The sequence below is a fragment of the Pseudomonas sp. StFLB209 genome, assembly GCF_000829415.1.
Taxonomy (GTDB): Bacteria; Pseudomonadota; Gammaproteobacteria; order Pseudomonadales; family Pseudomonadaceae; genus Aquipseudomonas.
In genome coordinates, this window is the sequence record NZ_AP014637.1 from 2,563,551 (window position 1) to 2,575,862 (window position 12,312).

7 protein-coding genes are annotated in these 12,312 nt (G+C 63.1%); 6 read left to right on the forward strand and 1 reads right to left on the reverse strand.

All coding sequences use genetic code 11. The features are described from left to right. Genes waaC through PSCI_RS11685 form a run of 6 tightly spaced genes read left to right on the forward strand, consistent with a single transcriptional unit; the run spans window position 1 to window position 5,943 of the window. Window positions 1-1,071 carry a lipopolysaccharide heptosyltransferase I gene (gene waaC / locus PSCI_RS11660; protein ID WP_045486709.1) on the forward strand — a complete coding sequence of 357 codons (1,071 nt, stop codon included), beginning with the start codon at window positions 1-3 and terminating at the stop codon, window positions 1,069-1,071. Continuing rightward, the gene (locus PSCI_RS11665; protein WP_045486712.1) at window positions 1,071-2,195 is read left to right on the forward strand and encodes a glycosyltransferase family 4 protein; all 1,125 of its coding nucleotides are present in this window, start codon (window positions 1,071-1,073) and stop codon (window positions 2,193-2,195) included. Before waaC ends, PSCI_RS11665 begins: the two co-directional genes overlap by 1 nt. Further along, the gene (rfaP, locus tag PSCI_RS11670; RefSeq protein ID WP_045486714.1) at window positions 2,192-2,998 is read left to right on the forward strand and encodes a lipopolysaccharide core heptose(I) kinase RfaP; all 807 of its coding nucleotides are present in this window, start codon (window positions 2,192-2,194) and stop codon (window positions 2,996-2,998) included. The genes PSCI_RS11665 and rfaP overlap by 4 nt, the downstream gene beginning before the upstream one ends. Then, window positions 2,998-3,732: a lipopolysaccharide kinase InaA family protein gene (locus PSCI_RS11675; protein WP_045486717.1), complete on the forward strand. Its 735-nt coding sequence runs from the start codon at window positions 2,998-3,000 to the stop codon at window positions 3,730-3,732. Before rfaP ends, PSCI_RS11675 begins: the two co-directional genes overlap by 1 nt. Next, window positions 3,729-4,487, forward strand: a complete 759-nt coding sequence (locus PSCI_RS11680) for a lipopolysaccharide kinase InaA family protein (RefSeq protein ID WP_045486721.1) — start codon at window positions 3,729-3,731, stop codon at window positions 4,485-4,487. Before PSCI_RS11675 ends, PSCI_RS11680 begins: the two co-directional genes overlap by 4 nt. 13 nt (window positions 4,488-4,500) lie before the next feature. Continuing rightward, window positions 4,501-5,943, forward strand: coding sequence for a lipopolysaccharide kinase InaA family protein (locus PSCI_RS11685; RefSeq protein ID WP_045494155.1), 1,443 nt, complete (start codon window positions 4,501-4,503; stop codon window positions 5,941-5,943). Between the two features lie 4 nt (window positions 5,944-5,947). On the opposite strand, the gene PSCI_RS11690 is transcribed toward PSCI_RS11685, so the two are convergent. Further along, the gene (locus tag PSCI_RS11690; RefSeq protein ID WP_052483387.1) at window positions 5,948-12,028 is read right to left on the reverse strand and encodes a membrane-targeted effector domain-containing toxin; all 6,081 of its coding nucleotides are present in this window, start codon (window positions 12,026-12,028) and stop codon (window positions 5,948-5,950) included. Window positions 12,029-12,312 lie beyond the last annotated feature (284 nt).

A 12,312-nucleotide genomic window follows, 5' to 3' on the forward strand; every position in this document is an offset into this window, starting at 1 on the left:
TTGCGGGTGTTGCTGATCAAGACCTCGTCGCTGGGCGACGTGATACATGCGCTGCCGGCCTTGACCGATGCGGCCAGGGCGCTGCCGGGCGTGCGTTTCGACTGGGTGGTCGAAGAAGGCTTTGCCGAGATCCCGAGCTGGCACCCGGCGGTCGACACGGTGATTCCGGTGGCGATCCGGCGCTGGCGCAAAAACCTCTGGCAGACCTGGAAGAGCGGTGAGTGGGCTGCGTTCAAACGGCGCTTGCGCGACACCCGCTACGACGTGGTGATCGACGCCCAGGGGCTGTTCAAGAGTGCCTGGTTGACTCGCTACGTCAATGCGCCAGTGGCTGGCCTGGACCGTGAGTCGGCCCGCGAGCCGCTGGCCAGCCGTTTCTACGACCGCGACCGGCGTTACCCGGTGGCGCGCGGGCAGCATGCGGTGGAGCGCCTGCGTCAGTTGTTTGCCCAGGCGCTGGGTTACCCGTTGCCGTCAGGGCTGGGCGATTATGGTCTCAAGCGCCTGGAGTCACTGAGCGACAGCCTGGATGCGCCCTATGTGCTGTTCCTGCATGGCACCACCTGGGCGACCAAGCACTGGCCTGAGCTGTATTGGCGGCAACTGGCCGAACAGATGGCCGCCCGTGGCCTGCAGGTGCGGCTGCCGTGGGGCAACCCGGCCGAAAAGGCCCGCGCCGAGCGGATTGCCGAGGGGCTGGACAATGCCGCCGTATTGCCCAAATTGAACCTGGCCGGTGTGGCCCGGGTGCTGGCCGGCGCCGAGGCGTGCGTGGCGGTCGATACCGGCATCGGCCACCTGGCTGCCGCGTTGGATGTGCCGACCGTATCGCTGTTCGGGCCGACCAATCCGGGCCTGACCGGCGCCTACGGCAAGTCGCAGGTGCATCTGGCCAGCGACTGGCCGGCCTGTGCGCCGTGCCTGCAAAAGAAATGTACCTATACACCGAGCCCCGACGAGCAGTTGCGGTTCGACCTCAAACGCGAGTGGCCGCTGTGCTTCACTCGCCTGAATCCCGAGCGGGTAGCGAGCCAGTTGGGCGCGCTGTTGCTGGCAAAGGAACCTGGCTGATGCAACTGGCTTTCGTACTCTACAAATATTTTCCGTTTGGTGGCCTGCAGCGCGACTTCATGCGTATTGCCCTGGAGTGTCAGCAGCGCGGTCACCGGATTCGGGTCTACACCCTGATCTGGGAAGGTGAGATTCCGCCCGGTTTTGAAGTGCTGGTGGCGCCGGTCAAAGCGCTGTTCAATCATCGGCGTAACGAAAAGCTCAGTGCCTGGATGGAAGCTGACCTGGCCAAACGTCCGGTGGACCGGCTGATCGGCTTCAACAAGATGCCGGGGCTGGACGTGTATTACGCCGCCGATGGCTGCTTCGAAGACAAGGCTCAGACGTTGCGTCACTCGCTGTACCGCAAGTGGGGCCGCTACCGGCACTTTGCCGAGTACGAGCGGGCGGTGTTCGCCCCCCAGGCCAAGACTCAGGTGCTGATGATTTCCGAGGTCCAGCAACCGCTGTTCATCAAGCATTACAACACTCCGCTGGCGCGCTTTCATCTGCTGCCACCGGGTATTTCCCAGGACCGCCGGGCGCCGGCGGATGCGCCGCAGGTGCGTGCGGATTTCCGTAAGGAGTTCGGTCTGGGCGACCACGACCGGCTGCTGGTGCAGATCGGGTCGGGGTTCAAGACCAAGGGCGTGGACCGCAGTCTCAAGGCGCTGGCCGCGTTGCCCGCCGAGTTGCGCAAGCGCACCCGGCTGTTCGTCATCGGTCAGGACGACCCCAAGGTCTTCCAGTTGCAGAGCAAGGCGCTGGGGCTGAGCGAGCAGGTGAGCTTCCTGAAAGGCCGCAGCGACATCCCGCGCTTTCTGCTCGGTGCCGACCTGCTGATCCACCCGGCATATAACGAAAACACCGGGACGGTGCTGCTCGAAGCGCTGGTCGCCGGCTTGCCGGTGTTGGTCAGCGCGGTATGCGGTTACGCCCACTACATCGCTGAGGCCGACTGTGGTCTGGTTCTCGATGAGCCATTCGAACAGGCGCAGTTCAACCGCTATCTGGTAAACATGCTCGAAGACGACGCTGCACGGGCGCAGTGGGGACGCAATGGCCTGGCCTTTGCCGACACGGCAGACCTGTACAGCATGCCGCAGCACGCGGCGGATGTGATTCTGGCGGAGCATGATCAATGAAGTTGTTCCTCGCAGAGCCGTTCAAGAGCCTGTGGGCCGGGCGTGATGCCTTTGCCGAGGTCGAGCGGTTGCAAGGTCAGGTGTATCGCGAGCTTGAAGGGCGCAGTACGCTGCGCACCGAGGTCGCAGGACGGGGTTATTTCGTCAAGATCCACCGCGGTATCGGCTGGGGCGAAGTGGCCAAGAACCTGTTCAGTGCCAAACTGCCGGTGCTCGGCGCCGGCCAGGAGTTCAAGGCGGTCGCACGTCTGCATGAGGCCGGCGTACCGACCATGACCGCTGTGGCCTATGGCGAGCGCGGCAGCAACCCGGCGGCCCAGCATTCGTTCATCATCACCGAAGAGCTGGCGCCGACCGTCAGCCTGGAAGATTTCAGCCTCGATTGGCGTACTACGCCGCCCGAGCCGCGTCTCAAACGGGCCCTGATTGCCGAAGTGGCGCGACTGGTCGGCACCATGCACCGGGCTGGGGTCAACCACCGCGATTGCTATATTTGCCACTTCCTGCTGCATACCGACAAGCCGGTGAGCGCCGATGACTTCAAACTGTCGGTAATCGACCTGCACCGGGCCCAGACCCGCCGGGCAATTACCCCGCGCTGGCGCAACAAGGACCTGGCCGCGCTGTATTTCTCGGCGCTGGACATCGGCCTGAGCAAGCGCGACAAACTGCGCTTTCTCAAAGGCTATTTCCGCCAGCCACTGCGCCAGATCCTCAGCCATGAGGCGGTGCTGTTGGGCAAGCTTGAGAAAAAAGCCGACAAGCTCTATGAACGCAAGCAGCGTTACGGAGATGCACTCTGATGGCGGGCTGGACACTGGCGCCCGAGTACGCGGCGCTGCAGGAGGATTTCGGCTCGCTGGAGGCGGTGTTTGCCTTGCAAGGCGAGCAACTGACCCGTGACCCACTCTCAGAGGTGATCCGCGTCGAGCGTGCTGGCGTGCAGTATTACGTCAAGCGCTACTCCGGCGCCGGCAAAGGCCTGCGCCGCTATCTGGGCCGGCCAAGGGTCAAGTCCGAGTGGCAAAACCTCAAGCGTTTCGCCAAGTGGGGCATTCCCACCGCCGATGTGGTGGCCTGGGGGCTGGAGCGTAATGGCATGGCCTATGATCGCGGCGCACTGATTACCCGCGAATTGCCCAACACCGAAGACCTGTGGGTGATGGCCCAACGCAAGGACCCACGGCTGAGCGATCCGGCCTGGGTCGAGCGGATCAGTCAGCAGTTGGCGCGTTACACGCGCATCCTGCATGACCAGCACTTCACCCATAACGATCTGAAATGGCGCAATCTGCTGGTCGATGATCAGGATCGGCTGTTCCTGATCGACTGTCCCAATGGTGCGTTCTGGTGGGGGTTTCTGCTGCGCTACCGGATCATCAAGGATCTGGCGTGCCTGGACAAGGTCGGCAAGTACCAGCTCTCGGCCACCCAGCGGTTGCGCTTTTACCTGCAATACCGGCAGCGCTCGCACCTGAATGCCTCCGACAAGAAGCGCATCCGGCATATCGTCAGTTTTTTCGAGGGCCGCGAATGAGTCTGTTCATTGCCAGTGCCGAACAGGCACTGCTGGCCCGCCACGGCCTGGTCGATTTCCAGTCGTTGTGGAATCTGGACCTGGAGGCGGTCGACGAACCCAATACCGGCCGGGGCGGCTGGAGCAGCGTCTATCGCCTGGACCTCGAAGGCCAGGGCTTCTACCTCAAGCGCCAGAGCAATTACCTGACCCACACCCTGCATCACCCGTTTGGCGAGCCGTCGTTTTCGCGGGAGTTTCGCAACATCAGCCGCTATCAGAAGCTGGGGATCCCGGCTTTGCAGGCGGTGTTCTATGGTGAGCAGAAGGTCAACGGCGAGCGCCGGGCGATTCTGATGACCCGGGCGCTGGATGGCTGGAGCGACCTGGATGCCTTGTTGCAGCGCTGGGGCGAAATCCCGGACAACGCACGGCGCGCGATTCTGCACGCCTGTGGACAACTGGCCCGCACCCTGCACGGCGCCCGCCAGATCCACGGCTGCTTTTACCCCAAGCACATTTTTGTGCAGGCCCAGGGTGAAGGGTACGCTGCACAGTTGATCGACCTGGAAAAGACCCGGCCATCGATCTTTGGCCAGCGTGACCTGACCAAAGACCTCGAACCGCTATTTCGTCGTGCACCGATGTGGTCAGAAGCCGACCGGCGTCAATTGCTCGCCGCCTATTTGCAGGCCGCCACCGACAGCCCGCCGGTTGATGCCTGGCTGCAACGGCTGGGCCGACGCGGCCAGCACAAGCAACGTCGCGACCATTGAGAGAGAACTGTTGATGCGCCTTGCCGAACTCACTCACGCGGGACGTGCCCCGCAGTTGCCCCTGAACCTGACCCTGGCGGACGCTGCCGGGCCCGCTGAGTTGCAACTGCTGAGCCTGTTGCGAGTCTTGCCGGGCCAGCGTTATGTCGGTGCCGGGGTATGGCGGGGGCGGCCGGTGCTGGCCAAACTGCTGGTCGGCAGCAAGGCCGCCCGGCATTTTCAGCGTGAACTGGACGGCGTGCGCGCCTTGGCCGCGCAAGGCGTGACCACCCCGCTGTTGCTGGCGGACGGGCTGCAGGAAGGCGAGGGTGGCTGGCTGCTGTTCGAGTTTCTGGAGCAAGCGCCGAGCCTGGGCGATGCCTGGCAGCAGGTCGAGCACCTGCCGGCATTGGCCGACGAGCAGCAAGTGGTACTGGCCGAGGCACTGGGCGCGATTGCCGGGCTGCACCTCAAGGGCCTTTGGCAGGACGATCTGCATCTGGACAACCTGCTGCGTCACAACGGCCAGCTGTACTGGATCGACGGTGCCGGCATCAAGGCCGAACAGGCCGGCCAGCCTTTGTCGCGGCAAAAGGTGCTGGAAAATCTCGGGGTGTTCTTTGCCCAGTTGCCCAAGCGTTTCGAACCCTTTACGGAAGAGTTACTGGTGTACTACCTGCTTGCCAATGGTGAGCATGCCCTGCCACTGGAAGCCTTGCAGAAGCAGATCGACCAGGTTCGCCAATGGCGCCTCAAGGACTTTCTGGCCAAGACCTGTCGTGACTGCAGCCTGTTCAGCGTTGAAGACTCGGCCTCGGGCTTCCAGGCGATTCGCCGCGAAGAGGTTCAAGCCATACAGCCGCTGCTCGATCGCGCCGATGAACTGCTGCAAGCCGGGCATATGTACAAGACCGGTGGCGCCGCCAGCGTGGCGCGGGTTGACGTGGCGGGCCGTGCGCTGGTGATCAAACGCTACAACATCAAGAACTTCAGCCACTGGCTCAAGCGCTTCTGGCGCCCGAGCCGCGCCTGGCACTCCTGGCGCGAAGGCCACCGCCTGGCATTTCTCGGCATTGCCACGCCCAGACCGCTGGCGGTGCGCGAGCAGCGCGTGCTGGGCCTGCGCAGCAAGGCTTATCTGATTACCGAGTTTCTTGAGGGGCCGGACCTCATCGAAAAATGGGCGCCCTATGTAGCCACCGCCGCCGTGCCTGAAAATGAGTTACAGGCCCTGGACAGCCTGATCGCGCAACTGCTGCGCGAGCGCATCAGCCACGGCGATCTCAAGGGCCATAACCTGTTCTGGCACCAGGGGCAGTGGGCCTTGATCGACCTGGATGCGGTCTGCCAACACCGCTCACTCAGCAGCTTTGCCGCAGCCTACGCCCGCGACCGGGCGCGGTTGTTGCGCAACTGGCCAGCAGGCAGTGCGCTGCACCAGATGCTGGCGCAGCGCCTGCCGACAACCCCGCAGTGATGCCTCAGCTCACCTGACGCATATTCATCCTGCGCAGGGCCAGCAGCAGTGCCGCGAAGTCATCGAACGGCCGCAGGTGGGTACCGCCCCAGCTTTCACGGTCTACGTACAGCTTGCCCTGGGCGTTGCGCTGCACCGCGGTGCGCTCGATGCGGTTGGCCCGTGAGCGGTGGACAATGACCGGCTGCGGGCCGCTGATGTCTTCGATCAGAAATAGCCCGGGGCTGAACAGTCGGACCTCGATCGGTGCGGGCTGGCTAATCTCGGCGAGGGTTCTGGGCATCGCGTTACGGCTGGGCAGGCCCAGGGCGTAGTCGTTGCGCACAAAGGTTTTGCGCCCGCCATGCTCGGTTGTGACCAGATGACCGGGGTCGCTGGCTGGTCCGAAAGTCTCGCCTGGCGGCATGTCAAACACCCGCAGGCTGATGCTCGGCTCCAGTTCCGCCAGCCCCGGCACGTTGTCGAAGCTGCTGGCATGGCTGTCGCCGACCAGCGCCAGCCACTTGTGCCGGCCCATGACGTCCTGATGGCGGCGAATCGTGCGCATGGCGAAGTAATTGAACATCTGCTCGCGAGTCGTTGCGCCGAGTCCCTGCATATTGTGCAGGTAATAGCTGGTCACGCAGTCCAGCGCACGCACTTCAATACCGTGCTCTCTGGCCTTGAGCACCAGTTGCTCGAAGTTGTAAAGGCCGGCAGGGTCTGTGAGGTACTGCTTGTCGAGGTGCTTGAGGTAGTGCAGCAGCCGTTTGCTCATCAGGCCTTTTTCGACAAACAGGTCCAGATCCAGCTGATGCATGTCGAGCTGCAGGTGCTCAAGGTACAGGGTCTTGACCTGGCGCTCGACCAGATTGGGCAGGTTGTCAATGATGAACTGCTTGCTGCCAATCGAGGACGCCGAGCCGGTTACCACCACGCCCTGGTTCTGGGCATAGAGACGGTCAAGCAGCTCGGCAGGCGAGTCTAGTGCCGTGACCTGGGGTAGCTTCGGGCGTGCCGGTAACGGGTGGTCAAGCTGCGCCTGGCGGGCATCGCGTTGCAACTGAGCGCGTTTTTTGAAGAACAGCGATCTGGCCGTTGTCAGGTTCTCGTCGGGCAGGCTGTAGTAAATGTTCAGGCCTCGGTGTTCGAAGAACGCCAGTTGATGGACTGTCTCCAGATGCTGCTCGGGTATTTGATACAAAGGATCGGCCAGCGAGCGTTGTAGCGCAGTTGGCTCGATGGCTGTTGGCCAGTCCGGGGCTTGCACCTGCTGCCACTGCCTGGCCGCGTCCAGTTGGAAGCCTTGCTCACCCGGATTGACCACACGGCGTGAGGCACGGGTCGAGGTTTGCGAACTGCTGGCGAGCGGCGGTTGCAGTAATTCGGACAGCGACCAGTCCAGGCTGCTGGGTTCAGGCAGCAGGGTATCGCTGCTTGAAGTCGAAGGTGGCGGCGAGAGCGGCGGCCGACGTCTGGCGTTGGGCATCTCAAGCAGAAAATCGCTGTTGCTCAGGCTTTCGCCGGTTTGCGGGGCGCTGTCGCGAGTGATGCGCGTTGGCTGGCCGCGCGGTACATCCCGGACCCTGATGCTGATCGCACCGTGCAGCTCGCTGATACCCGGCACCTGCCGGTAGGTATTGGCCCGCTTCTCGTCAAGCAAGACCACCCAGCGGCGAGTTGGCGCAAGGGTCTTGTCGGCATCAATCAGGCGTGAGGCGAAGAACAGCGACATCTTTTGCAGCGCTGCCGGGTCTTGTGAATGTACCGGGGCGGTACTGGCGGCGAAGTTATAGCTGACGGTCGAGCTCAAGGGCCTGACCTCAATGCCATGCTGGTGGGCAATCTTGATCAGGTGGTAGTAGTCGTATTTATCGGCGGTGGCATTGAGCAGTTTTCCCTGATTGACGGTATTGAAGTGGTACTTGAGCTCAAAGGAGCCGGCTTTGGTCTTGTTACCCAGCGTCAGGTACTTCTGCAGCTTGCTGCGATGCATGTCGGTGAACAGGTGTTCGATATAAATGATTTCGACATTCTGTTCGGCCAGGCGCGGCATGTTTTCAATCAGCAGGCGTTTACTGGCGACCGTTTGCAGGGTTTCGTTGATGACCAGGCCCTGACTGTGCTCGAACACCGCCTTGAGCAGCCCGTCAGCGGTGATATCGTCAGCCAGCGCAGGCAGTGTGGGCCGCGCGGCGGGGGTGATGTTTTCAAAAAACTGTGCCGCATCCTTGCGCAGCGTCTCGCGCAGCACGGCGTAGGCTTCGCGTCCTTCCTTGAACAGCGGTGCAAAGAAGTCGGCCGGCAATGGCAGGCCAACATCGTCAGGCGCCACCCAGGCCCGATCGGCGATGGCGATACCATGTCTCTTCCACTTGGCAGGCAGCTCGTAGGCGCTGCTGACATCGGTGGGTGTCGCTGCGCTGGCCGGCTGGCTGTCGAGGACCTGAAAGCGAGGTTTGCCGCCGCCACGCAGTTGCAGGCGGTCAAGCACTTGCCACTGGCCGTGGTCGTTGAGCCGGACCGGCTGTTTACCAAAAAAGGCCCAGGGGTTGCCGGGATCGATGATTTGCCACAGGCGCAGGCGGGCGTCGTACTGGACCTCATACACCCGGCCATCGAGCGCGATGTAGTGCTTGCCGTCAATTCGTGTGACCCCTTTGGCGTGGCCGGATGCAACCGGGGTTGTGCCTTGCAGTGACTGACTGACGGCGTAGGCGGGGTTGCTGGCGGGGGTGACCTTTGCCAGCGGGGTTTCGCTCGACAGGGGGCGCAGCAGGCTGGCGACCTCTTGTTCGCTGAAGTGGCCGCTGGCCAGGAGTTTTTGCGGGTCATGGCCTGGGGCACGGCGCAGTGGCGCATGCAACAGCGGGGTCGGTGCGCTTTTCAGGGCGGCGATCGCCGGATTACCCGGGCCCCGGTTGGCGAACTGGTGCAGCAGTGCGCCAAAGCCCTTGAGGCCGACACTGGCGTCACCCAGTGCACCGAACGTATTGAACCAGGCGCCCAGTACATGCCAGCTGGCCGCGGCCTGATCACCCTCGCTGAGGGCTTGCAGGGCCAGCACGCTGTCACGCAGTGCCAATACCGCGCCTACCGCAAAGCTGGCCGGCGGGAACGGCAGGGTCAGGGCCACGGCGACCAGTTCGATGCCGTTGAGCACGATCTTGGCAATCATGTCGCCGCGTCCACTAGTGGTCTCTTCGACATCGCGCAGCTTGCGCAGTAGCACACGGTCGAAGCAGATTTCATGCAGGTCGTCGTAGGGCTTGTCTGGCAGCGCCGGCGGCAGGCTGTCGCTGCGTTGCTTGAGGTCGATGAAGTAGAACGCCAGGGTGCGATTGATTGCTAGCCGGCAGCGGTCCTTGTAGTAATCGCTCATGCCGGTGTGGTGCAGGGTCGGGATGAACCGTGCCAGGGTCCGGAACTCCAGGCCGTCCGGGGCTCCTGGTGTGTACAGTAGCGCTTGGGTCGGGCTGCTCAGACCTTCCTGGCAGAGGATGTAGCAACCCTGCACCGTTTCCAGACGGGAGATGGGAATGCCTGTGGGTAGCAGTTGGTTGGCGGTATTCAGCACTTCGCCCAGGGCCGGGACACCTGAGGCGATGAACGGATTGTCCAGCCTCAGTTGCAGTGGATAGACCGGGTAGCGCTGGCGGCTTGGCGCGTCGCTGTGCGCCATCATGGCGATTGACTGCTGGAGCCAGGCGTACTGCGCGGCGCTGATCTGCTGTTTGAGCAGGGCGAGCAAAGCGGCGTGTTGCATGTGCAAGCGGGTCATGAGCAGGCTGAGCCGGCGCCGGTAGGCATAGCCTTCGTTTTGCGGGTTGAGGAGGGTGCTCTTGACCAGCGCAATCCAGGCATCGCTGGGCCAGGCACCGCGTACCGAGCCTGCAACCTTTTCCGGGCTCAGCGGCGTCAGGTCGATGCCGTCCGGACCAGTGAACGTCGCCTGGGTGTCGGCGCCGGCATTGAAAAAGCCCAGGCTGTCGTCATAGCCGTCGCGCAGCATCTGCCGGTAACTGAGGGTTTCCCGTGGCGAGGTGATGATCACCTGGTCCGGGTCCACGCTGCCATCGGCCAGCCCCAGCAGAGCGTTGAGCTTGCGGCTGGCCAGTTGCCGGACGAACTGCTCGTAGTCGGGGGCCTGGGTGTGGGGGTGCTGCCGATAGGCGCGGCCCAGCGCTTCGATGGCATCTTCCAGGCCTTGCAGCTCGCGGCGGTGCTCGACGCTGGCGCTCAGGTACCAGCCTGGGGTGTGCTGTTGTTGGTTGTCGATCCTGACCCGCACATGGGCGGTGGCCATGGCATACAGCGCATCGTCGATGCTGACAGGCTCGACGAAACCCAGCAGGTCGGGCACAGGCTGGGCCTTCTGGCTGAGCTCGAGCAGTTGCTTTTCCAGCTGCGGGCGCTGGGCGCCACGAGTCTGTTCGAGCAGGTACTGACGTAACTGCGGCGAGGCGCTCCAACTGACCAGTTCGTGCAGCAACTGGCGTTCGTTGTCGAAGCCCTGCAAGGCCTGGTGCCCTGCGATGCCGCGCGCGAACAGCAGCAAGCGCTCGCCGTCGCCATCTGCCTGAGGCAAGCGAAACACAAGCATCTCGCTCATCAACTGGCCGCCGAACTGCAATTGCTGAGCCCGTACGTTGACGGGGCCGGGTTTGCCTTGCAGTCGATCGGCCAGCTCTGCGTCGCTGGCCTGGATATGGCCCTGATACTGGGCGCTCAGGGCCTGGGCAATGATCTGGCAGCGGATGACCTCGCCCATCATGTACACGACCTGAGCATTGCCATAGGTATGCCGCTGCGCTTCGCCAAAGCGTGCGCGCAAGTCCAGTTGCTCGACCGCTTCGGCCAGCCATTGGCTGGTCAGCAGCGGATAGGCTGCCGCCAGTGATTGGCCTTCGAGGGTCAGGCTCGTGCCGCTGTGCAAGTCCGAGTCGGCCAGCAGGTCGTTGCTGTGCAGGCCGCGCAAGGCAAACTCGCTCAACGGGCGGCTGACTTCATAGGGTTCGCCGCCCAGCGGGCTGAGGCGGCGGTTGGTGACCAGTACCTGGTCCGGATCCAGATCGTAGCCCAGCTCGTTTTGCAGCCGGGTTGCCATGCGGCTGCGGGCAAACTCCCGGGCACTGGAACAACCCTGCATCAGGCTGAGCAGCAGCAGACGTGCCTGCTCGTAGTCGATCAAACTGTCGAGGTAAGCCTGGCGCTCCCGGGGGCTGGCATGGCGTAGCCATTCGGGTTCTGCGCTGGCCTGTTCGCGCAACTGTTGCCCGGCTTCGCGCAGGTGCAGCATGGCGGTCGGGCCGATGAGGCCATGCAGGCTGAGCGCGCTCTGGACCCCCAGGTGCCAGGCCGCCGGGTCACTTTGGCGCCACTCATCCTGGGCGCAGACGTAAGCGACATCGCGGCGCTGTTTGGTTATCTGCTGCTTGATCGCGTGAAGAAAGGGGTCGCTGGCCAGCGGGGCGAAAATCAGCTGTGCCGCCGTGTAGGGTTCGTCCTCCAGGTCCGTATCAGCCTGCATGAACTGGAGCAGGTCCTGATGCTGCTGGGTCGTGTTGCGCAGCAACAGGCTGCGCAGTGCCCTGTCGTTGAGCCACTGCAGCAGTTGGGTGCGCAATGCGTCCAGCGTGTCGAAGCCTTCTGCACCGTAGCCGGGCAAATGCAGCACGCAAGGTCCTTGTTCGCGGCTGAACAGCAGGGCGCCATACACCGGCTGGCCGGGTTGGTCTTCCTGGCCGAGGTACAGGGCATGCACGACCAGGCTGTCATCAACGTGGTCGGGATTGGCCGAGGGCAGGCAGAGCTGGTAGTCACGGTCCAGCTCGCCATCGAGGACCTTGAGCAGCAGTTCGTCGCGCAGGCTTTGCTGCAATAGCTGGGCAAACGACTGGTAGCGCAGGCTGCCGGTGATGTCGTTGGCGTTCCAGTAGTGCTTGAGCGCTTGCTCCAGGTGACTGGCGATGGCCTGATTGCTGCGTTGTTCGTCGACCTGCAAGGCTGGCAGGTCCTGCAGATGTGTATCGAGCCGTGCGGCCTGCTCGATCAGCCGAGCCTCCAGGCTCTGCGGGGTGATAGGGGGGATGCTTGGTAGCGTCATGACGCGCGGGTTCCTTTATCGAGCGCGTGCGGACCTGTGACCCGCACGCAGCCGGGCACCATGCCCGGCAAGTCGTCAGGTCAATCAATCTCAATTCGACGGCATGCGGGGGCTATATAGTTATTGCACTGCACAGTGATTGGTCCGGGTGCTCAAGCTTCACGCCAAACCGATGGTCTATAGGCTATAATCCCGCGCTTTGGCTGCCCCTCGCCATCCGTGCCGGGGCCCATCATTATCTCGGGCGCACGACGCCTGCATGCAGACTAAAGAGGCTTGACCCT

Bases quoted from the DNA above. Each gene is read 5' to 3' on its own strand.
- PSCI_RS11665 (WP_045486712.1), top strand. From the start codon at position 1,071: ATGCAACTGGCTTTCGTACTCTACAAATATTTTCCGTTTGGTGGCCTG.
- rfaP (WP_045486714.1), top strand. From the start codon at position 2,192: ATGAAGTTGTTCCTCGCAGAGCCGTTCAAGAGCCTGTGGGCCGGGCGT.
- PSCI_RS11675 (WP_045486717.1), top strand. From the start codon at position 2,998: ATGGCGGGCTGGACACTGGCGCCCGAGTACGCGGCGCTGCAGGAGGAT.
- PSCI_RS11680 (WP_045486721.1), top strand. From the start codon at position 3,729: ATGAGTCTGTTCATTGCCAGTGCCGAACAGGCACTGCTGGCCCGCCAC.
- PSCI_RS11685 (WP_045494155.1), top strand. From the start codon at position 4,501: ATGCGCCTTGCCGAACTCACTCACGCGGGACGTGCCCCGCAGTTGCCC.
- PSCI_RS11690 (WP_052483387.1), bottom strand. From the start codon at position 12,028: ATGACGCTACCAAGCATCCCCCCTATCACCCCGCAGAGCCTGGAGGCT.